15 protein-coding genes are annotated in these 21,897 nt (G+C 71.9%); 8 read left to right on the top strand and 7 right to left on the bottom strand.

From position 1 onward, the window contains the following. Window positions 1-35 precede the first annotated feature (35 nt). The 4 genes from ABIE45_RS21665 to ABIE45_RS21650 all read right to left on the bottom strand — a co-directional run bounded on the left by ABIE45_RS21665 (window position 36) and on the right by ABIE45_RS21650 (window position 4,126). Window positions 36-833 carry an ABC transporter ATP-binding protein gene (locus ABIE45_RS21665; RefSeq protein WP_192708385.1) on the bottom strand — a complete coding sequence of 266 codons (798 nt, stop codon included), beginning with the start codon at window positions 831-833 and terminating at the stop codon, window positions 36-38. 10 nt (window positions 834-843) lie between these two features. Continuing rightward, window positions 844-1,992 (bottom strand): ABC transporter permease, encoded by a 1,149-nt coding sequence (locus tag ABIE45_RS21660; RefSeq protein ID WP_373622523.1) that lies wholly within the window; start codon window positions 1,990-1,992, stop codon window positions 844-846. A gap of 68 nt (window positions 1,993-2,060) precedes the next feature. After that, window positions 2,061-3,218, bottom strand: coding sequence for an MFS transporter (locus tag ABIE45_RS21655; protein WP_192708387.1), 1,158 nt, complete (start codon window positions 3,216-3,218; stop codon window positions 2,061-2,063). 257 nt (window positions 3,219-3,475) lie between these two features. Beyond that, the gene (locus ABIE45_RS21650) at window positions 3,476-4,126 is read right to left on the bottom strand and encodes a TetR/AcrR family transcriptional regulator (RefSeq protein WP_192708388.1); all 651 of its coding nucleotides are present in this window, start codon (window positions 4,124-4,126) and stop codon (window positions 3,476-3,478) included. An 81-nt stretch (window positions 4,127-4,207) separates the two neighbouring features. Here ABIE45_RS21650 and ABIE45_RS21645 point away from each other — a divergent pair, with 81 nt between their 5' ends. The 3 genes from ABIE45_RS21645 (at window position 4,208) to ABIE45_RS21635 (ending at window position 7,031) form a co-directional block, all read left to right on the top strand. Next, complete coding sequence (locus ABIE45_RS21645) at window positions 4,208-4,948, top strand: 3-oxoacyl-ACP reductase family protein (RefSeq protein ID WP_192708389.1); 741 nt, start codon at window positions 4,208-4,210, stop codon at window positions 4,946-4,948. Between the two features lie 567 nt (window positions 4,949-5,515). Beyond that, entirely contained in the window at window positions 5,516-6,523 is a 1,008-nt protein-coding gene (locus ABIE45_RS21640; protein WP_192708390.1) for a hypothetical protein, read from the top strand. A 67-nt stretch (window positions 6,524-6,590) separates the two neighbouring features. Continuing rightward, a complete protein-coding gene (locus tag ABIE45_RS21635; RefSeq protein ID WP_192708391.1) occupies window positions 6,591-7,031 on the top strand; it encodes a DUF1489 domain-containing protein in 441 nt (146 codons plus the stop codon). A 105-nt stretch (window positions 7,032-7,136) separates the two neighbouring features. Here ABIE45_RS21635 and ABIE45_RS21630 read toward each other — a convergent pair whose 3' ends face one another. After that, on the bottom strand, window positions 7,137-14,384 hold the full coding sequence (locus ABIE45_RS21630) for a hypothetical protein (RefSeq protein WP_192708392.1): 7,248 nt from the start codon (window positions 14,382-14,384) through the stop codon (window positions 7,137-7,139). A 288-nt stretch (window positions 14,385-14,672) separates the two neighbouring features. Here ABIE45_RS21630 and ABIE45_RS21625 point away from each other — a divergent pair, with 288 nt between their 5' ends. Then, window positions 14,673-14,993: an Hpt domain-containing protein gene (locus tag ABIE45_RS21625; protein WP_192708393.1), complete on the top strand. Its 321-nt coding sequence runs from the start codon at window positions 14,673-14,675 to the stop codon at window positions 14,991-14,993. A gap of 161 nt (window positions 14,994-15,154) precedes the next feature. Continuing rightward, window positions 15,155-15,475: a 2Fe-2S iron-sulfur cluster-binding protein gene (locus ABIE45_RS21620; RefSeq protein WP_192708394.1), complete on the top strand. Its 321-nt coding sequence runs from the start codon at window positions 15,155-15,157 to the stop codon at window positions 15,473-15,475. Window positions 15,476-15,643: 168 nt separating this feature from the next. Here the strand turns inward: ABIE45_RS21620 and ABIE45_RS21615 are convergent, their stop codons facing one another. Beyond that, a complete protein-coding gene (locus ABIE45_RS21615; protein ID WP_192708483.1) occupies window positions 15,644-16,819 on the bottom strand; it encodes a VWA domain-containing protein in 1,176 nt (391 codons plus the stop codon). Window positions 16,820-17,154: 335 nt separating this feature from the next. On the opposite strand from ABIE45_RS21615, the gene ABIE45_RS21610 reads away from it, so the two are divergent. Further along, a complete protein-coding gene (locus tag ABIE45_RS21610; RefSeq protein ID WP_192708395.1) occupies window positions 17,155-17,562 on the top strand; it encodes a hypothetical protein in 408 nt (135 codons plus the stop codon). 15 nt (window positions 17,563-17,577) lie between these two features. On the opposite strand, the gene ABIE45_RS21605 is transcribed toward ABIE45_RS21610, so the two are convergent. Beyond that, the gene (locus ABIE45_RS21605) at window positions 17,578-19,440 is read right to left on the bottom strand and encodes a cation:proton antiporter (RefSeq protein WP_192708396.1); all 1,863 of its coding nucleotides are present in this window, start codon (window positions 19,438-19,440) and stop codon (window positions 17,578-17,580) included. Window positions 19,441-19,753: 313 nt separating this feature from the next. Between ABIE45_RS21605 and ABIE45_RS21600 the strand changes: the two genes are divergently transcribed. Both ABIE45_RS21600 and ABIE45_RS21595 read left to right on the top strand, forming a co-directional pair. Further along, a complete protein-coding gene (locus ABIE45_RS21600) occupies window positions 19,754-21,013 on the top strand; it encodes an ATPase (protein ID WP_192708397.1) in 1,260 nt (419 codons plus the stop codon). Continuing rightward, on the top strand, window positions 21,010-21,651 hold the full coding sequence (locus ABIE45_RS21595) for a hypothetical protein (RefSeq protein WP_192708398.1): 642 nt from the start codon (window positions 21,010-21,012) through the stop codon (window positions 21,649-21,651). Before ABIE45_RS21600 ends, ABIE45_RS21595 begins: the two co-directional genes overlap by 4 nt. Window positions 21,652-21,897: the final 246 nt, after the last annotated feature.

Here is a 21,897-nt window from a genome sequence, read left to right as displayed (position 1 = left end):
GAAGGGAGCGGGGCGGGATTGGGGTGAGGCGGCGCTCAGGCATGCAGGGCCGTGCCGCCCGTGGCGATGGTCCGGGCGCGCTTGCCGTGGAAGTACGAGCGCAGCCAGGGATGGTCGCTCGCCAGCATCTCGTCGATCGTGCCGGCCGCGATGATCTGGCCGTCGCCGAGGGCGGCGATGCGGTCGCAGGCGGTGTAGAGGCTGTCGAGGTCGTGGGTGACCATGAAGACGGTCAGGCCCAGCGTCTCCTTGAGGGTCGAGACGAGGTCGTCGAACTCGCCGGCGCCGATCGGGTCGAGGCCCGAGGTCGGCTCGTCGAGGAACAGGATCTCGGGATCGAGGGCCAGGGAGCGGGCGAGCGCCGCGCGCTTGATCATGCCGCCGGAGAGTTCCGAGGGCAGCTTGTCGGCGGCGTCGGGCTTCAGGCCGACCATCTCGATCTTGAGCCGGGCGAACTCGTCGAGCAGGCGCTCGGACAGGTTCAGGTGCTCGCGCATCGGCACCTGGATGTTCTGCTTGACGGTGAGCGCCGAGAACAGGGCGCCCTGCTGGAACAGCACGCCCCAGCGCTGCTCCATCCGCCGCCGCTCCGCGTAGGTCAGCTCATCGACGTCGCGGCCGAACACCTCGATCGTGCCCGCCCGCTTCGGGTTGAGGCCCAGGATCGTCCGGGTGAGGACCGACTTGCCCTGCCCCGAAGGCCCGACGAAGCCCAGGATCTCGCCGGCGCGGATGTCGAGGCTCAGACCTTTCAGGATGTTGCGGTCGCGGAAGCCGACCACGAGGTCGCGCACGCGGATGATCGGGCGAAAGGCGTCCAGCGGGGCGGTCATCGCGGTGGTCTCAAAAATCGATCGCGGCGAAGAAGACCGCGAACAAGCCATCGAGGACGATGACCATGAAGATGGACTTCACGACCGAGGCGGTGACGTGGCGGCCGAGGGATTCCGCCGAGCCTTCCACGGCGAAGCCCTCGATCGTGGCGATCACCCCGATGGTCAGCGCCATGAACGGCGCCTTGATCAGGCCGACCATCACGTGGTGGACGCCGACCGCCGCCTGGAGGCGGGCGAGGAACTGGTCGAGCGTCAGCCCGCCGTAGAGCATCGCGGTGAGGCCGCCGCCCGCGAGAGCCGAAAGGTCGCCGATCAGCGTCAGCATCGGCAGGCCGATCATCAGGGCGAGGACCCGCGGCACGATCAGGATCTCGACCGGGTCGAGGCCCATGACCCGGAGCGCATCGACCTCCTCGCGCATGCGCATGGAGCCGATCTCGGCGGTGATCGCGGAGCCGGAGCGGCCTGCGACCATGATCGAGGTCAGGAGCACGCCCATCTCGCGCAGGATCAGCAGGCCGATCAGGTTGACCACGAAGGTCTGGGCGCCGAAGCGCTGGAGCTGGAAGATGCCCTGCTGGGCGACGATGCCGCCGACCAGGAACGAGATCAGCACGATGATCGGCGTCCCGTTGAGCGCCACCTGCTGGATCTGATTGATCAGGGCGTTGCCGCGGAACGTGCCGGGTCGCAGGGCGACGCGCCCGCACGCGGCGATCAGCTCGCCCAGGAAGGCGAGGGCGGTGACGAATTCCTGCCCGCCGCGCACGGTCTGCCGCCCGGTGGCGTCGAGCAGGCCGACGACCGGGCCATGCCGCCGCGTCGGCGCGGCGTCGGGCTCGCGAAGCCGGACCTCGCCGAGCAGGGTGCGGTGCTCCGGCCGGGCGCCGAGATAGGTCAGGGTGCTGCCCGCCTGCTCGATCTCGACGCGGGTCCGCTCCAGCACCCAGGCGCCGAGCGTGTCGAGCCGTTCGATCGCCGACAGGTCGACCGCCACCGGACCGGCGCGGCCGGCCGCGGCGATGCGCGCGGCCGTTGCCTCGACGGTCGGTGCCTGGTCGGCGGTCCAGCGGCCATCGAGCGCCAGCCGGCCATCGGCCGGCCGGTCCCGCAGCCCGGCGCCGGCAACAGTGCCCTCGCTCAGCAAGACCCTCACTCCTCGATCGAGGCACCACCCTGCCGTGTGGTTATGTCGACATTACGGTTGATGAAGCGTGTCCAACGTCACCCCGCGTGACGGGCCGCCCGTCCGGATGCGACGGCGAGCCCGAGGCCGGCTGCGGCCAGCGGCGCCATCAGCAGGAAGGCGAGGGGGCCGCCGGCCCGGTAGGCGAGGCCGCTGACCAGGGTCGCGCCCACGGAGATGCCGGCATTGACCGCGCTGAGCGTGCCCTGTGCCCGCCCGCGGGCGCCGTCCGGGGCGTAGGCCGAGACCGCCGCCATGGCCCCGAGCTGGGTCGCCCCGAAGGTCAGGCCGTGCAGGCATTGGAGCGGCACCAGGGCGGCAAGGTGGTCGCCGAGGAGGAACATGCCGACCGCCCGCAGGATCGCGGCGGTCCCGCCGAGGGCAAGGAGCCGCACCGGGCTGCGCCAGGGCGCCGGCAGGGTCGGCATGGCGGCGAACAGCACGATCTCGGCGAGCACGCCGGTCGCCCAGAGCGATCCGACCCAGGCCGCCGGGATGCCCTGGCTCGTCCAGTAGATGCTGCCGAACCCGTAGATCGCGCCGTGGCTCGCCTGGATGGCGGCGGCGGCGCCGATGCACAGCCACAGCGCGCGCGGCAGACGCGGCCGTCCGGCCCCCTCCGGCGCCTGCGGCAGGCCCGCCACCGAGCGGCTGCGCCAAGCCACCAGGGAGGCCGACAGGGCCAGGCCGGTCAGCAGCAGCGGCACCGCGAGCCGGCCGCCCAGCGCCGTCAGCAGCAGGCCGCCCGCGAGGTTCGCCAGCAGGAAGGCGACCGAGCCCGCCATCCGGATCCGCGAATAGGCGAGGCGGGCATCGCGGCGTACGGCCGCCAGCGTCAGGTAGTCGATGCAGGGCACGAGCGGCGCACCGGCCACGGCATTGAGCACCACCAGCCCGGCGAGGCAGGGCCAGCCGATGCCCGCGGCGGCGGGCATCAGCGCGTAGGTCAGGCCGACCGCGAGGCTGCCCAGCATGATCAGCCGGCGCGGCCCGAGGCCGCGGTCGAGCAGGCTCATGAGCGGAGCCGTGGCGACAATCCGCGTGCCGATCGGCAGGGCGAGCAGCACGCCGATCACCGCGGCGTCGAGGCCGAGCGCGTCGAGCCAGACCGGCATGAACGGCATCGCGATGCCGATCTCGGTGAAGACGACGGCGTAGAGCAGCGACAGGCGCGCCGGGCCGGACGGGCGGAGCAAGGCGGGTCTCGGGAGAGGGCTGGGATGGGCGGTGCATCGGGGCGCCCGCGGGCGGCCGACCGGTAAGCGCCCGTTATCGTGGAGCCCGTCAAGGGGCTGAACGCATCGGCGTCCGTTATCGCAGCCGCGGCACGGCGTATGCCGGCGAGCGCACAGCGCGAAAGCGGACATGCCCGTCGTCGGTACCGCGGCAGCGACGCGCCCCCGGACCAGCCTGTCAGCGGCTTCCGCGGGATCTCCGAAGCGATCGACGACCGTCAGCGGCCGACCCGGGCATCCCACCCCAACATCGTGAGCTGGGCGACGGCCTCAAGCTCCGCGCGGCTCGCACCATCGCGGGCCTGGAGCGACATGCCGTTCTGCACCGTGAGCACGTAGCGGGCGAGCGCGGGAACGTCGATTGCGGCACCGAACTCGTTCTCCGCGACCGCGCGATGAAGCCGCGCCTCGACCCTCTTGAGGCCTTCGGCACGGGCCGTCCGCACCAATTCGCCGAGTTCCGCGTGTCCTTCGCTGCCGGCCGCCGACAGCGTCACCATGCATCCGAGCGGCTCCTCGCGTCCGCAGAAACCTGTGAGCGCAGCGGCCGAATCCATCAGGAGCGCCTCGACGGCCGCGCGGGCGGTCGGTGCCGCGGCGAAGTTGGCCCAGGCCATCGCCTCGTATTGCTCACCGTAGTGGCGCAGCGCCTCGGCGTAGAGTGCCTCCTTCGACCCGAACGCCGCGTAGAGGCTTGGCGAGCCAATCCCCATTGCCGCCGTGAGATCCGAGATGGATGTCGCGGCAAAGCCCCGGCACCAGAACAACCGCATCGCCTGCCCCAGAGCAGCCTCACGGTCGAAAGCCCGGGGCCGGCCGCGCCCGCGGGCGGGCGCTGCCTCGGCTGACGGCGACGACGATTTCTGCATCGATCGCTATATAAAGCGCTTGACCCAGCTCCGCAACGCATCTAGCCGTTTATGTGTCGTTCACTACAGAAAGATTGAGACATGAGCGAACTGGCCGGCAAGCGTGCCCTGGTAACGGGCGCATCACGCGGCATCGGCGCCGCCATTGCTCTGGCGCTCGCCGACCGAGGCGCGGATGTCGCCATCACCTACGAGCGCTCCGCCGAACGGGCGGCCGACATCGTGCGCGCCATCGAGGCGAAGGGCCGCCGCGCCATCGCCATCCAGGCCGACAGCGCCGACGCATCGGCGGTGAAGCGCTCGGTCGATGACGCAGCCGAGCGCCTCGGGGGGCTCGATATCCTCGTCAACAACGCCGGCATCGCCCGTGGCGGACCGGTTGCGGAGATGAGCCTCGCCGACATCGACGCCATCCTCGACGTCAACGTCCGCTCCGTCGTACTGGCATCGCAGGCGGCCATCCCGCACCTCACGGAAGGCGGCCGGATCATCTCCATCGGCTCATGCCTCGGGGAGCGGGTCCCGTTCCCTGGCGTGACGGTCTACTCGATGTCGAAATCGGCCTTGCTCTCGTTCACGCGCGGGCTGGCGCGTGAACTCGGTCCGCGCGGCGTCACCGTGAACCTGGTGCAGCCGGGATCGACCGACACCGACATGAACCCGGCGGATGGCGCGCAATCGGACATGCAGCGGGCGATGACCGCGCTCGGCCATTACGGGAAGCCCGAAGATATCGCGGCCGCGGTGGCGTTCCTGGCGAGCCCGGCCGCGCGCCAGATCACCGGCACCACCATCACGGTCGATGGTGGGGCGAACGCGTGAGCCTCTTCAGCGGACGCGGCCCCCTCTCGGGCTCCCTCGGGTAGGATCGGACTCTGCCGCTCCGCGTCCCCACGGAGCGGCTCTCGTGCTCGGTTATGCAAGGCTGGAGCCCGCCATACCCTGACCGTGCGGGCCCGAGGCGAGGCGTGGCACGTCGGCGTCTGTGAGAACCTCGACGAAGCGCCTGGCGCGCGTGACCACCAGCAGCCCGCTCGGCCGCGCCGTAAGCCGGTGCGTTCAGACCACCGGGTCGAGAGCCGCCAGACCAAGAGCCGCCCCGTCGCGCGGCGGCGCCGGCCGCGCGTGGCTGCTCGGAAGGGGCCGATCGCGAAATCCGATTTCGGCAACGGGTCCCAGGGAATGACCTCGGATCAGCGTCGGGGCGGACGAAGGCCGCGCGTTGCGGGTAACCAGGAACGGTCCTCCCGGGACCGCGTGCGAAGGGCCGAACGGTAAACACATCAAGAATTTAGTGTTAGGCGCCCGTTAAAGGCGCCCTGGCAGAGTGCGGGCTTCCGGACCGTGCCCTGCGCGGGCCGTGCCTGCATTGCGCCTTCAGGGAAGCTCATGTCCGGTTCCACCAGCCTGAGCGCGAGCCCCTCGGCCGAGTACGAGACCATCGAGGCGGCGATCTCCGCCACCGAGCGCGGGCGGTGGTTCCTGGCCGAGCACGCCCGCCGCAACCGGGGCGCCGAGACCGAGGTGCTGCTCGGGGCGATCGCCCGCCTCGAGCGGACCGTCACCGAGGATCGCGGACACGAGGCCTTCGGGAACCTGCGCGGCAACCTCGTCGACATGGCCGACGCGATCAGCCGCACCAAGGCCGAGATCGCGGCGATCAGCGCCACAAACACCGAACAGACCCGCCTGACGCAGGCGTCCCTGGCCCTCGACGCGATCGTGCGCGAGACCGAGCAGGCGACCTCGGACATCCTCGGCTCGGCCGAGGCGATCCAGGAGGCGGCCTGGACCTTCCGCGAGCGCGGAGCCGACGCGTCGGCCTGCGATGCCCTCGACCGGCACGCCACCGCGATCTACACCGCCTGCTCGTTCCAGGACCTCACCGCGCAGCGGACCGCCCGCATCGTCTACACGTTGCGCTACCTCGAGGACCGGCTCTCGGCGATGATCGCCATCTGGGGCAACGACGCGGAGCGCATCCCGCCGCTGCCCGGCGTCAAGCCGACCGGCGCGGAGGCCGAGCCGTCCGATCTCAACCAGAGCGACATCGACCGCTACATCAGCATGGATGTCCCGGCCGTCACGGCCGCCGCCCTCGTGGCCCGGCCCGGGAGCCCGGCGCTCCACGAAGATCTGGTGTTCCTGCCGGTGGCCAGCGCGGCGGACGACGAGCCGGTCGACGGAGCCGAACCCGCGACTGAGGACGCGGTCGGCGTGCCCGGACCGACCCCGGTCACCGAGGCGGCTGCGCCGGCCGAGGACGACGCCGTCCTCGACTGGGCCGCCCTCGTCGCGGCGGCCCCGGAGCCGGGCCCGGCATCGGACGAGCCGGCGCTGAGCCTCGCCGAGATCGAGGCCCTGTCGCCGGAGCAGCGGCTCGCCCTGTTTGCCTGACAGGCGCGCCGGGGCGCGGACCCTGCTATCAGGGCCGCCCTGCCGAGAGACCTGAGAACGCGCGTCCGTGGCCCTGCACCTGATCAAGCTCTGCGTCGGACCTGCCTCCATCGCCGATCTCGAGGCGCGTCAGGCCCGGTTCCTGACGGAGGCCCTCCGGGACGGCCGGACGGCCGCGCCGTTCCACGTCACCCGGACCCTGCCCAAACGCCACCGCGAGATCACCGGACAGGGCTCGATCTACTGGGTGATCCGCGGGACCCTGTCGTGCCGGCAGGCGATCACCGCGATCGAGCCGCTGACCGGCGAGGATGGGATCCCGCGCTGCCGGCTGGTCTTCGATCCGCGCCTCGTCCCGGTGGCGCCCCGGCCCTACCGGCCGTTCCAGGGCTGGCGCTACCTGACGGCGGGCGACGCGCCGGCCGATCTCGGGGCGGAGGCGTCGGGCGATCTCGCCGAGATGCCGGAATCCCTCCGGCGCGAGCTGGTCGGCCTCGGCCTGCTGTGACCAGGATACGCCCGTCCGCCCCTCAGGATGGGGGGAGGTTGGGATGAGTCTCTCCCGTTGGCGTGCCTCCCGCCGGCGCCGCGAACGGCCCCGGCGGGATCGGTCCTACGCCCCGTCGAAGCGCCCGCTGGCATGGGCCAGCATGGTGTAGACCTTGCCGGTCTCCGAAGTGAGGTAGGCGTCGGTCCGCTTGGCGTCGCTGTCGTTCTTGAGCACGTCGCCGAGCAGGCGCTCGAACTCGCTGACGTAGCGGTCGACGCTGCGGCGGAACTCCGAATCCGACCGGTAGCGGCGCTGGATCTCCGCGAAGGTCGCCCGGCCCTGCGGCGTGTAGATCCGCGGGTCGAACAGGTTGGGCTCGCCGCGCCGGTAGCGTTCCCACAGATCGACCGCGGTCCGATGCTCGATCATCTTGGCGATGTCGGTGGAGATCGTGTCGAGGGCGATCCGTCCGGTCTCCGCCGCGGCCGGGGGCGAGGCCCGACGCCCCGCCTGCGCGGTGACCGGCGCCTCGGCCGCGGGGGCCGCCTCCTCGTCGTCGTCCAGCGAGGCGCGGGTCAGCAGGTCGGACAGCCAGCCGCGCTTGTCCCCGGCCTGGGCCGGGCCGGCGGTGCGGGCCGGGGCGGCCGGGCGCGCCGCCTCGATCCGGGCCGGGGCCGCCGCGGAAGCGCGCGGTGCGGCCGCGGGGGCCGGCAGAGCCGGCGCGGCGGAGGCCGTCGGCGCGAGAGGCGCCGCGGCGACCGGGCCGGCCGGCGCGGCCACCGCGGCGCGGCTGCCGCCCTCGGCGACCCGGCGCTGGGTCTGCGGCTGGGCGACGTCCACGCTGCGGCCGGAGCGGGAGACCAGGGACGAGAGCTCGTTGAGCGCCTTGATCTGGTCGGCCACGACCCGGCGCATCTCGCCGGTCGCGTCCTGCGTCTCGCGCGGCAGTTCGAGCACGCCCTTGGCCAGCTCGGCGCGGGTCGCGTCGAGCTCGCCGCGGATCGAGCCCGCCATCTCGCGCAGGGCCGAGAAGGAGTCGCCGAAGCTGGCCTGGGCCTCCTGGAAGCCGCTGCGCATCTCGCGGGACGCTTCCTCGATCGCCTGCCGGACGCCCTGGGCGGCCTTCTCGCCCTCGGCGCTGGCGCTGTCCTTGAGGTCGGCGAAGGCGCTCGTCACCGAGGCGCCGGCGCCCTGGGCCGACTGGGCCAGGGACTCGCCCACGCTGCGGGCGCGCTCCTCGGCCGCGCGCAGCGTCTGCTCGATCGTCTGCGCGAGGGCGCTGCCGTTCTGCTCCAGAGCGGCGGCACGCGCCTCGAAGGCGCTCATGGCCTGGGTCAGCGCGGATTCGCGGCTCGACAGGGCCGTTCCCAGACGCTCCTCGATCGCGGCCAGCGAGGCCGCGGCCCGGTCGAGCGCCGCCACATGGGCGGCGGTCTGCTCGCCGAGCGAGCGGCCGCGGCCGTCGAGAGTCTCGGCCAACCGGGCGGCCTCGCGCAGCGCGCCGTCGGCGGCACCTCGCAGGGATTCGACCTGAGACGAGACGCCCGCGCTGGCCCGGCCGGTCTCGGCGGCGATGCGCTCCAGAGCGCCCTGGACCTGCTCGATCCGGCCGGCAAGGCCCTGCTCGATCGCGCCGAGATTGGTGTCGGCGCCGGCCACGAGCTCGGTGAGGGCAGTGTTGGCGGCCTCGATCCGCTGGAGAAGGGCGCCCAGCTCCCGGCCCATCCGGTCGTTGGTCTCGAACAGCTCCGAGAGGGTGCGGCCCGCCCCGTCCTCGACGGCGGCGCGCAGCAGCTCGGCCGAGGCCCTGGACTGCACGGCCAGCTCCTCGGTCCGCTCCCGCAGGCTCTCGGCCAGGGGCACGCCGGTCTCGGCGAGCGTCCGCTCGATCGCCTCGGCCCGGTCCGCGAGGGCGCGGGACAGGTCCATCATCGGCCCGTCGATCGCGGTGCGCAGGCGCTCGACATGGCCGTCCAAGCTGTCGCCGACCGCACGGCCGCTACCCTCGACACTGGCGAGCAGCGCCCCGCCGCGCTCCTCGATGGCGCGGACCAGGGTCTCGGCACTCTCCGCGAGGCGGCGCGACAGGGCCTCGCCGCGGGAATCCACCAGGGCGCCCAGGGCCGTGGCCCGGCGCTCGAACCCGGCCCCGAGAGCCTCGGTGCGGGCATCGATCAGGCCCGCCAGGGCAGCCTCGCGGCGGCTGAGTGTCTCGGCCAGCGCCGCGTTGTGAGCGTCGACCTGCTCGGCATGGGCGCGCGCCCGCTCGTCGAGGGCGGCAACCAGGGCTGCCGTGCGCTCGTCCATGAGACCCGCGAAGGCGTCGTGGCGATCGTCGAAGGCGGTGGCCAGCGTATCGGCGCGCTGGGCCACCAGGGTCGCGAACAGCCGCATGCGGCTGTCGATGCGCTGGGTAAAGGCGTCGGCGCGGGCATCGACGCCGCGGGCCAGGGCCTCGCTCTGCGCCTCCACGGCCTGAGCCAGGGCCGCCGTGCGGCCCTCCACGACACCGTCGAGGTCGCGCAGTCGGGCGTCGAAGGCCTCGACCAGCGCGCCGGTCCGGCCCTCGACGGCACCGTCGAGAGCACGCAGGCGGGCGTCGAAGACCTCCACCAGGGCGCCCGTGCGGCCTTCGGCAGCCGCCACCAGGGCCTGGCTACGGTCCTCCAGGAGGCCCTCGATCGCCGCGCGCGCCTGCTCAAACGTCGACCGCAGGGCCTCGATGCGCGCGTCGACCCGCTCGGACACATCGCGGCCGGTGCCCTCGACGATCGTGCCGAGGCGGTTCTGCACCCGCTCGAACAGGGCCTGCAGCTCGCCCGAATGCTCCTTGAGCGTCTCGGCGAGGCGGGTCTCGCGCTCCTCGAGCAGGCCCGCAATCGCCGGGTTCACCTTCTCGATCGTCGCCTGGAGGGCCTGGGTCCGGTGCTCGATCGTCCCGGCGATCTGGCGGCCACGGCCGTCCACGAGCCGGTCGATCTCGCCCTGCGCCCGCTCGAACAGGCCCTGCAGGTCCGCCAGACGGGTGTCCAGCATGTCGGCCATCTGGGCAGGCGCAGCGTCGAGGGTTGTGCGCAGGCCCTCGGTCCGGACCGCGATGGCGTCGGCGACCTCCTGGCCGCGCCCGTCCACGAGTTCGCGCAGGCCGGTCTGGGCCTCCTCGAACAGGGTCTGGAGGCGCTGGGTCCGGGCGTCGAGGGTCGCGGCGAGCTGGCGCTCACGAGTCTCGACCAGTGCGGAGACGGCGGCAGGCGCCTCCTCCAGCACCGCGCGCAGGGACTGGATGCGGGCATCGACCGTGGCGGCGAAGCGGCCGCCGCCGCCCTCCACCACCGCGTCGAGGGCGGATTGCGCCTCCTCGAACAGGGTGCGCAGGGATTGGGCCCGGGCGCTGAGCGTCTCGGCGAGGCGGTTGCCACGCCCCTCCACCAGGCCTTCCAGGGTGCCCAGCCGCTCGTCGAACAGGCTACCGAGCTGCCGCGTCCGGTCCTCGAGGGCCCCGTTTGCGGTGCCGAACGCGCCCTCCAGGGCGGCGACCAGCGCCTGGCCGCGGCCGTCCAGCGCCTCGTTGATCGGGCCCATGCGGCCGTCGAGAGTCGCGGCCAGGGTGCCGGCGTGGTCGTCCAGCATCACGCGGATCTGGTTGGTGCGGTCGTCGAGCAGGGTGTGGACCGTGCGCACGCCGTCATCGAGCAGGCCGCTGATATCGGCGGTGCGGCTCGAGAGGGTGTGCCCCAGGCGGCCCTCGCCGGCATCGAGCATGCGCTCGGCATCCGCGATGGTCTGCTGGAGCTTGGACAGCACACTCTCACCGCGCTGATCGATCAGCTCGGCGAGCGACGTGCCGCCGCGGTCGAGCAGGCGGGCGAGTTCGGTGATCCGGCTGCCGATCGCCCCGAACACGGCCCGACCCTTCTCGTCGAGTTCGCCCGACATGGCGGCGATGCGCTCGTCGATGAGGCGACCGAGGAGTTCCGCGCGCTCCGAGAAGGCGGCGCGGACGGCGTCGGTGTGGGCCGTGAGGGCCGCGTTGGCGCTCTCCGTGCGCTCGTCGATCTCCCGGACGAGGGCCTCCGTGCGGGCCGCCAGCGACGCCTCCAGGTCGCGGGTGGAGTCCGCGATGGTCGTCGTGAGCGCGCGGACGCGCTCGGCCATGGCGCCGTCGAGGCCGCCGGTCCGGTCGGAGATCATCGCCACGAGATCGCGGGTCCGGCCGGCCAGCTCCTCGTCGACCGCACGGGTGCGGGCTTCGATGAGGCGGATCGCCTCGAAGGCCTGGACGCCGAAGCTCTCGTCGACGAGGCGCGCGCGCTCGTCCAGGGTCTCGGCGATCGCCTGGAGGCGGCCGATGACGCCGGCATCGAAATGGCCGGCGCTCTCCTCGATCCGGCGGGCAATCTCGCCGGTGTGCCGGGCGATGTCCTGGCCGAGGCCGCTGGTGCGGCCCTCCAGCATCTCGATCAGGCTGCGGTGACCCTCGGCCATGATCCGCGCCATCTCGTCGGTGCGGGCGCGCAGCGCCTCGTCGACGGCGCCGACGCGGCTGCCCAGATGCCCGTCGATGTGGCTGACGAGGTCGGCCACGGCCGCACCGATCTCGGCGGCCCGCTGGGCGGAACGCGCCTCGAGGCCGCCGAGCTGGGTTTCGATCAGGCTGCCGGCCTCGCGGGCCTGGGCCGAGATCGTCTCGGCGACGGCCTGGCCCTTGCCGGTAATCAGCCGGTCCATCTCTTCCAGACGGGCGCCGACGGTCTCGCCCAGGGCCGCCGTGTCGCGGCCGATCCGGTCGGCCAGGATGTCGCCGCGGGCGATGGTCTCCTGCAGGGCAGCGAGGCGATTGCCCAGCGTCTCGTCGATCGCGCGGACCCGGCCGTCGGCGGTCTCGGCGAAGCTCGCGCCGGTCTGGCTGAGCGTGTCGGCGATGCGGGCACCCTGGCTCGCCACCGCGAGCACGATATCGCGGCCGGTGCCGCTGATGCGGGCCTGGGTCTCGTCGGCGTGGCTGGCGAGCAACTCGGCGACGCCGCGGCCATGCGCGCCGAAGGCCGCCTCCATCTCGCCGATCCGGGCGGCGAGGTCAGCCGAGACCGCGCGGGCGGCCTCGGCGAGGCTGCCGGTGGCGTCGCCCGTGCGGGCGGCAAGCTCGCGGTTGAGATCGTCGAGGGCCGCACGCACGGCCGACACGGCGGCCATGCCGCGCTCGCCGAGTTCCGTGCCGGCGCGGTCGGCGGCGTCGCGGAAGCGGGCCGTCAGGATCGCGGTCTCGGCCTCGACGGCGCCGGTGACCTCGGCGGAGGCGTTCTGCAGGGTCTCCAGCGCACCGGCGAGCCGGGCAGCGGCGTCCCGGGTCTGCGTCTCGGCGGCATTGCCCGCCTGGTCGGCGGCGGCGCGCAGCGCCTCGGCGGCTTCGGCCGCGCGCGCCGCGAGCGCGGCGGCAGATTCCGCCACCCGGCGCTCGAAGATCTGCACGGCCTCGGCGGCGCGGCCGCCGAGCGCGCCGGACAGCCCTTCGACGGTGCCCTGCAGGGAGCCGACCGCGGCGGCGGCCCCGGCCTCGAAACCCTGCCCGAGAGCCGCGAAGGCGGCCTCCAGGCGCGCTGTGGCCTCCTGCGTCCGATGCGCGAGGCTGCCGCCCGCACGCTCGGCCGCGTCGGCGACACGGTTCTCCAGATCCGCAGCCCGCACCGTCACGGTCTCGTCCAGGCGCGAAGCGATGCCGTCCATGCGGTCGGTGAGGGCGCTACCACGGTCCGAGAGCGCCTCGGCAATCCGCTCGGCGGTGTCGATCAACGCGTCGCGCACCGTGCCGGCGCGCGCCGTCAGGGTCTCGCCGGCGCCGCTGGCAGCCAGCGCCAGGGCGGCCTGCGCGTCGCGCCCGCGGCCCTCGATCGTCTCGGCGACGGACAGGCCCGCGCTCTCGATCTCGGCGCGGAGCGCCAGGCCGCGGCCGGCGATGTCCTCTGTGAGGGCGGAGCCGGTCTCGGCGAAGCGCGCGGTGATCTCGGCACCCATCGTGCCGAAGCGCTCGGTCAGCTCCGAGCCGCGCGACAGGAACACGGTCTCAAGCCCGGTCACCGAGCGCTCGAAGCTCTCGCGCACCGTGCCGGCCTGACGCTCCAGCGCCTCACTCACGCGCGTGCCGGTCTCGGCGATGCTCTGGGCGAGGGTCCCGGCATTCTCGGACAGGCGGCCGGCCAGGGCGGTGCCGGCAGCCTCGAAGGCGCCGGTCGCGTCGCCGGCGCGGCTCTCGAAGGCGCGCGTCAGAGTCTCGCCGACCTCCTGCAGGGTGCCGCGCACGTCCTGGCTGGTGGCCGCGAGATTGTCGATCAGGTCGCTGCCGCGGGCCGTCATCAGGCTGACCACCCGGTCGCCCGCGTCGCCCAGGGAGGCGGTGATCTCGGCGCCGCGGGTTTCCAGCGCGCCGGTCACGCGCTCGCCCGCGCCGGTCACCGCGGAGACGATCCGGTCGGAGGCGCCCTCCAGGTCCTGGCTCAGGCTCTGGTGCGACCCGGTGATGGCGCTGCGCACCCGCTCGGCGTTCGTGACGATCGCCTCGCGCTGCGCCACCAGCTCGTCGACGAGGGAGCGGATCCGGATCTCGTTGTCGGAATAGGCCCGCTCCAGCGTGGCGATCTCGCCGCGAACCAAAGTCTCCAGCTCGCCGGCCCGGGCGAGCGCCCGCTCGACGCCGTCGCCGACCGCCGCCACCTCGCGGCGCACCGTCTGCGACATGGTCAGGACCGCGTCGGTGGAGAAGCTCTCGGGCTCGGCCAGACGCACCGCGACCTCGCCGACCGCGCGGGCGACGAGGCGCATCTCCTGGGCGCGCACCGCCAGCATGGCGGCGATCACGAACAGCACCACCGGGCCGAACAGGGCCGCGGCGCCGACGCTCGCCTGCAGGGCGGTCAGGCCCGAGACGACGGCGCGCAGGTCGCCCTCGGACTTCGACCACGCGATCAGCACGAGAGCGCCGATCCAGACGAGGCCGGCGGCGAGCGCGAACAGGTAGGGCTTGGGCGAGGAGCGCACCCGCAGGGTCTGCTGCAGGATGCCGATGTTGCGCCGGTCGTCGTTGGCCACCAGCGAGCGGTCAGGAGGCAGGAGCCCGCCCTCGCGCCGCGGGCGTTCCAGGCCGGGCGGAGGCAGGTCGGAGACGAGCGGCGCGTCGAGGTCGAGGCGCGGCGGCATGGTCCGGCCGGCCGGGTCGAGCGTCCCGTCGAGGAGCGGATCGGCGTCACCGACATCGGGCAGGCGCGGCTCGGCGCGGCCATCGGTGCCGTTCGGCGTCAGGGCGTCGAGGTTCAGCGCCTGCTCGATCGCAGAGAGCGCGGCCTCGGCCGGATCCTTCAGCTTCTTCTCGGTCGCCATTCAACGCCTCGTTACACGGGTTCACCGGCGCCTGGAGAGGCTTATGCCGGAGACGCAACGCCCCGTTTACCATTACAAGACTAAACTCGGGCATCGATTGCCGATACCCGAGCTACCGTGCGGCCCCAGAAAACGTTAACCGAATAGTTACCGGGCCCGCCGCCTTTCGGCCGCGCCATCTTGCAGCAGACGGGCCCGTCCGCGCGATCCCCCCGTGGCGAATCGGGGGGTGAATCATGGGGATCGGTCCGACAACCCCCAGAAGAATGCGGGGTCGGGAGCCGGATCATGCAGGCTATTGACCGCACGGAGCTCGATGCGCAGACCGGCGGCGACGCCGACCTCGCCCGCGAGGTCCTGGACCTGTTCGCCGGCCAATGCCGGTCGATCCTGGCGCGCCTGACCGATCCGGCCCTGCCGCGGGACCGGCGCGCCGACCTCGCCCACACGCTCAAGGGCTCGGCCGCCGGGGTCGGGGCCGCTCAGGTGTGCGCGCTGGCCGACGTCGCGGAGACGCACCTGCGGTCCGGCGCCGGACCAGTCGCCCTCGACGCCCTCGCGGACGCGGTCACGGCGGCGCTGTCCGAGATCGCGGCCGCGCGGACCTGAAAGCCGCCCTCCGGGCGCCTTCGACGCGCGCGTTCTTGCAATGCGGCGATCGATCCGGGACCGGCGTCAACCGCCGCGCTTGCATTCCGCGTTTCCAGCCGCCAAGCAGGCACGCCGCCCGTCGGACAGAGTGCGCTCGACGCGAGCCCGGAGCCCCCAGCATGCCCAAGATCACCTACGTCGACCACGCCGGGACGGAGCGGACCGTCGAAGGCAGCGTCGGCGCGACCGTGATGGAGACGGCGCTGCGCAATAACGTCCCGGGGATCGATGCGGAGTGCGGCGGCGCCTGCGCATGCGCCACCTGCCACGTCTACGTCGCCGACGCCTGGATCGAGACGGTCGGCAAGGCGCAGGACATGGAGCAGGACATGCTGGATTTCGCCAGCGACGTCCGTGAGAATTCCCGCCTATCCTGCCAGATCAAGATCACGCCGGCGCTGGACGGCCTCGTGGTGACGACGCCGTCCCAGCAGGGCTGACACGGCACCGTTCAGGGCGTTCGATCACATCCCGTCATCGCGCGCGCAGCGAAGCGACCCAGGGTAGCGCGATATCCGTGTATGTGGCGCCGCTGGATTGCTTCGCTGCGCTCGCAAGGACGGCATCGCCTCCGCCCGCATCGCGCGGTGAGACCCTAAACCCACCTGTTATCGCACAAGCGCCCGCGCCGCCGCGTCGAGTCCCTCCAGGGTCAGCGGGAACATCCGGCCCGAGACCAGCCGCTGCATCATGCCGATCGACTGGGTGTAGCCCCAGTGGGTCTCGGGGACGGGGTTGAGCCACGCCGCCTTCGGAAAGTGGTCGAGGAGCCGCTGCATCCAGACGGCGCCGGCCTCCGCGTTCCAGTGCTCCACCGAACCGCCGGCTGTGGCGATCTCGTAGGGGCTCATCGAGGCGTCGCCCACGAAGACGAGCCGGTAGTCGCTGCCGTAGGTGCGGATCACGTCGAGCAGCGGCGTCTTCGCCTCGTGCCGCCGCCGGTTCTCGGTCCAGACCGCCTCGTAGGGGCAGTTGTGGAAGTAGTAATGCGCGAGGTGCTTGAACTCCGAGCGCGCCGCCGAGAACAGCGCCTCGGCCTGCTCGATGTGCCAGTCCATCGAGCCGCCGACGTCCAGGAACAGCAGCACCTTCACGGCATTGCGCCGCTCCGGCCGCAGCTTCACATCGATGTAGCCCTGGCGGGCGCTTTCGCGGATCGTGCCGTCGAGGTCGAGTTCCTCGGCCGCGCCGGTCCGGGCGAAGCGGCGCAGGCGCCGCAGCGCAAGGCGCATGGTGCGCGCGCCGATCTCCCGGTCGTCGTCGAGATCCTTGAACTCGCGCTTGTCCCAGACCTTCACCGCCCGGAAGTTGCGGTTGCCGTCCTGGCCGATGCGGATCCCTTCCGGGTTGTAGCCGTAGGCGCCGAAGGGCGACGTCCCGCCGGTCCCGATCCATTTCGAGCCGCCCTGGTGGCGCCCCTTCTGCTCGGCGAGCCGCTGCCTCAGGGTCTCGAACAATTTATCCCAGCCGAGCGCCTTCAGCTCCGCCTTCTCGGCCTCGGTCAGGTATTTTTCCGCGAGCTTGCGCAGCCACTCCTCGGGAATGGGTGTGGGCTCCACCGCCTCCCCGAGGCTCTCGAGACCCTTGAACACCGTGCCGAACACCCGGTCGAACCGGTCGAGATGCGCCTCGTCCTTCACCAGCGCCGTGCGCGACAGGAAATAGAATGCCTCGACATCGTGCCCGGCAAGGCCCCGGTCGAGGGCGCCGAGAAGCGTCAGGTACTCCTTCAAGGAGACGGGCACCTTGGCGTCCCGGAGGGCCGTGAAGAACTGCAGCAGCATCCCGGGAGAACGCGCCACCCGGAGGCGCGGGTCAAGCCCGAGCGAATCGATGACGGCAGTGCCGCGCTCGGGAAGAGTTTTAGACCGCGGTTCTGAATCTTCGCGGATGGTCGACAAGATGCAGCGCTATGAACAGCGCTGATTCAGACGGCCACGCGAGTCTCTCCGCACAAATGGGACTCATAACCTGGGCATAACTCGCCGAATCTGTTGATATGTGCCCGGACAAGCCTGGCCCGGTCACTCATTCGGTCATGGGAATTGCTCAACTCGGTACATCGAGTGTGTGCGGACGCGGCAACGCGGCCCGCGCAGGGCAAGCGAGGAGACCCGCGATGGCGGTCATCCTGCGGAATCTGGCGGACTTCAAGCGGTTTCTCGCGAAGCCGGGGGCGACGATTCAGCTGGTGCGCAACACCTTCATGGACCGTCAGCCGGACGCGACCCGGGAGGCCTACCGGGACAAAGGCATGTACGCGCCGCGGGCCGTGCAGGCCCTGTCGCGCAAGGCCGCGGTGTTCACCCTGCGCGGCTATCCCGGCACGGTCTGGCTCTATTGGGACAAGGGCGCGCGCGGCTGGCGCTTCTCCGGAGATACCGTGACGGTGCCCCTGGTCACCGGCCTCGGGCCGCCGGACGAGCTGGTCTACCGCTGCAGCTTCGCCGACGGGTTCGAGCCGGCGCCGCGCAGCCGCGTGGCGCGGCGGGCCAAGCACGACGAGGCCCAGCGCGCCTCGGTCTAAGAGACCCGTCGCGCCTCACGCCTCCTGGCCGGCTGCCACCTCCTGACGCTCGGGCTCCCGCCTGGCCGACGGCTTGCCCAGAGTCTTGCCCACCGTGCGGCGGGCGCGGAAGATCGGCTTCGCCTCGTTCTCGCGCTTCTTCAGCAGGGTCCGGTACTCGTCCCGACGCTCATGGATCGACGCGATGACGAGTCCCATCGGCACGCCGACATCGACCAGCACGGCCTCGGAGAGCTGCAGAGAGGCCTCGATCGTCTCTGGCACCGCGTCGTCGACGCCGAGTTCGTAGAGGGACGACGCGTGACGGGCGTCGCGGGCACGGGCCACGATGGTCAGGTCCGGCCGCTCCGCGCGGGCCGCCGACACCGCCGCCTCGACGGCGCGCGGATTGTCGAGGGTCACCACCAGGGCCCGGGCCGTGGCGATGTCGCAGCGGCGCAGCATCTCGGTGTTACCGCTGTCGCCGAAATAGACCGGCGCGCCGGCGCGGCGCTGCTCGGCGACCCGGGCGGCGTCGGAATCGAGGGCGAGATACGGGATCTTGTGCCGCTCCAGCATCTCGCCGACCTGTCGGCCGACGCGGCCGAAGCCCGCCACGATCACCCGGTTCTCCACCCGCTCAGGCCACGGCTCCGCCTTGACGGCGGCCTGAGCGCTGGCCGTCGCCCGCATCTTGAGCCGCCGCCCGATCGCCGCCAGAGCCGGGATCATGATCATCGTGACGGTGGTGACCACCAGGGCGGCCGCCCCGACCTCTTCCGGCACCAGCCCGGTGGCCATGGCGCCGCCGATCAGCACGTAGGCGAACTCGCCGCCCGGCCCGAGCAGCAGCGCCGTCTCCAGGGCCACCGGCCGGGGGATCTTCAGGACGGGGGCCGCCATCATCACCACGGCGGCCTTGATCAGGACCAGCGCCAGGGACAGGCCGAGGATCGCCCCCGGCGATGCCATGAGCTGGGCCGGGTCCAGGTTCATGCCCACCGAGACGAAGAACACGCCCAGCAGCAGGCCCTTGAACGGGTCGATCGTCGCCTCGATCGCCCGGCGATACTCAGTCTCGGCGAGCAGCAGGCCGGCCACGAAGGCGCCCAGGGTCATCGACAGGCCGCTCGCCGCCGCGGTCAGCGCGGTGCCGACGATGACCAGCAGGCAGGCCGCCATGAACAGCTCCGTGGAGCGCGTGCGCGCCACCAGCTGGAACAGGGGGCGCAGCGCGAGGCGCCCCGCGACCACGATCAGCACCAGCGCGATCGCCGCCTGGCCGAGCGCCATGGCCAGCGCCCAGCCCTTGTCGCCGCCATCGTCGCGGCCGAGCACCGCGATGGCGAACAGGACCGGCGCCACCGCCAGATCCTGAAACAGCAGGACCGCGAAGCTGGTGCGGCCGGTGGGCGCATTGAGCCGTTTCTGCTCGGCCAGAACCGGCAGCACCACGGCGGTCGACGACAAGGCGAGGCCGATGCCGACGATCACCGCGCCGGTGGGCGGCACGTTGAGCCCGTAGAGGATCGCACCGAGGATCAGCGCGGAGCAGCCCACCTGCAGGGAGCCGAGGCCGAAGACCAGGCGACGCAGGATCCGCAGGCGCTCCCAGGACAGCTCGATCCCGATCATGAACATCAGGAAGATCACGCCGAACTCGGCGAGATGCGCGATCTCGGCGCGGTTGCCGATGGTGAAGAGGTGAACGGAGGGGTAGGTGTCGGCCAGCCGGCCGAGGCCGAAGGGTCCGAGCAGGGCGCCGGCACCGATGAAGCCGAGAACCGGCGAGATCCGCAGGCGGTGGAACAGCGGCACCACGATGCCCGCCGTGACGAGGAATAGGATCGCTTCCTTGTAGGAGCCCGAATGGACTCCCGAGATCTGGACCTCTGGCATCGGCGGCGGATCGAACCTCGTCTCTCGGGGCGGCGGGGATGCCGATCACGGCTTAGCGATCATGGGTCGGCGCTCCTGCGGGAGCAACCGGTTTCCGTCCCGGATCGGTCCCGCGCAGGTGCGTTCTGACACAAGCCGGATACACGGCCGGGGTGAGACATTTCGGTCACCGGCACGCGGGATGCAGACGGCCATCCAGAGGATGCGTGCAGTGAAGACGTGCAACGCGGCGCAAAATCGGCACAATGCGCGCATACACGCCTGAGTTAACCGGGGGTTAAGCTCGGCCGGGCCGTGCCCGAGACTGGACCCGATGGATGCGACGAGGCCGATGATCTCCATCAAATCGATATTTTCCGGTCCCGCTTCGCCACCCAACCGCGACCTGAAGCGCGAGCAGCGCGAGTGGAAGCTGGAATCGGATCGCTGGCGCCACCAGCGCCACGTCGACAAGGGCTACCGCATCAAGTGGGGCTACGTGGGTATCGCGTACCTCGTCGAGTTCATGGTGATCGGCGCCTCGCTGTGGGGCGCGTGGCTGTTCGCGGGCGTCTATAGCGACGGTGACTGGCACGCCTTCTACTTCATGCTGCTGGCGCCGATGGTCTACGCCGCGGTGGAGCTGTGCCGCGTGCCGCTCGGCATCCTCGCCCGGACCCAGCGCTCGTACTTCGTGCGCGCGCTCGCGGTGATCGGCATCATCTTCGCGGCGGGCGTGACCACCAAGTCGGTGTCGCAGCTCGGCGAGATGATGTTCCATCCCCGCCTGATGGAGGCGGCCCGAACGAAGACTGCCCTGAAGGACGCGCAGGCCGACCGCGCCACGATCGGCGACCGCATCAAGGCGGCCGACGAGCGCGTGGCCCAGTACACCGCCGAGCTCGACCAGATCGAGAAGCGCTCCGCCGACAACGCCCAGCAACTCGCCGGCCTCCCGGCCCAGCGCTGCGAGCGCGTGTTCGGCACCAACAGCAAGGGCCGCAAGTACCAGAACCTGAAATGCGTGGCCGATCCCCGGGTCGCCGCCCTGTCGCAGGGCGTCGCCAAGGCGTCCGCCGACCGCGCCGGCATGATCAAGGACCTGGAGGAGGCCCGCAAGGCGCGCGCCGCCCTCGATCCGGGGGCCGCCGACCGGCGCGTGGCCGATGCCGAGCAGGGCTACCGCAACGCGGTCAACCGCTCGCAGCTCCATTCCTTCACCGCCATGGTCTACGGCGTCGACCCGATCGACGTGACCGAGAGCCAGGTCCACGCCTTCCTGCGGATCTTCGTGTTCCTGCCGGCGATCTGCGCGGCCTTCGCGTCGACGATCCTGGCGCTCTGCGCGGTCTCGACCCGCCGGACCTTCATGGACGAGGACGACCTCGGCGCCGCCGTGAACCCGGAGGCCGCCCCCTACATGCTGGACGCGATCGCCGACGCCCTGCGCTCGCATCCTGAGCCGATCCTGCCGCGCGCCGCCAACGCCTCGGGCGCGGTGATCCCGATGAACCGACCGGCCCAGGGCCAGCAGGCTCTGCCCAACCAGACCCTGCCGGGCCAGACCCTACCTGCCGCGGGAGCGGGCGCATGAACTACGTCGCGGGCGGAACTCCTGAGAACATCGCCCTCGCCCAACAGGTGAATTCCCGCCTACGGGCGGATTCGAGCTACGTCGCCGCCCGGGCCTTCCTGTTCCGGGCGCTGGGCTTCGGCGCCTTCGCGTGCCTCGCAGGCATCGGCGTCGGGGCGGCGGCCTATGGCTGGGCGACGTTGAACCAGTTCGACACGGCAGCGGAGAAGATCGCCGCCGCCATGCAGGCCGCGCTCTCGGACGTGACCCTGAAGACCAAGGGCGAGGTCACGCTCACCGACAACACCCTCAAGCTCGAGGGCCTGCCTAAGGTCGCCGCCTCGCCGACCCCCACCCGGGCGCAGCTCGGCAGCGACGCGGCCCCGGCCTCGAAGGCGGCGGTGAACACCACCTTCACGGTGTTCAAGCAGGTGCCCTATCTCGACGGGCAGATCGTGACCGGCTGGAACTTCAAGGACAGCGCCGACCAGCCCTACCAGCAATACTGCTACTTCTCCCGCCGCTCGAACGAGGCGAAGGGTCAGGTCGAGATCAAGATCGACCTCGCCATGGACGGCAAGACCCTGCCGCAGCCGCAGAAGTCGGACGTCAACCTCGAGATCCTGGCCCGGAACTGCGTCTGGCACGAGAAGGGCTGATCAGGCTCAGGGCTTAGCCCGAGACTCAAACCCGCTCCCTCATCCTGAGGCGCCGGAGCGCAGCGGAGGCCGCGAAGGAGCTCTCCAGCCAGCTGCGCGATCCCTGGAGCCCTCCTTCGCGGCCCGCCGACGCGGGCACCTCAGGATGAGGGCTGGAGTGGGAGAGGCGCTGTCGGCAAAGCCGCGGCAGAGCGCTTGCGACCCTGCGGCGCCCCGCGTTACCCGTGACCCCAGGCCCACCTCATC

Source organism: Methylobacterium sp. OAE515, assembly GCF_041806315.1.
In the GTDB taxonomy this organism is placed as follows: Bacteria; Pseudomonadota; Alphaproteobacteria; order Rhizobiales; family Beijerinckiaceae; genus Methylobacterium; species Methylobacterium tardum.
Note: the sequence above shows the minus strand (reverse complement) of the source record. Positions and strands in the feature narration are given on the sequence as shown.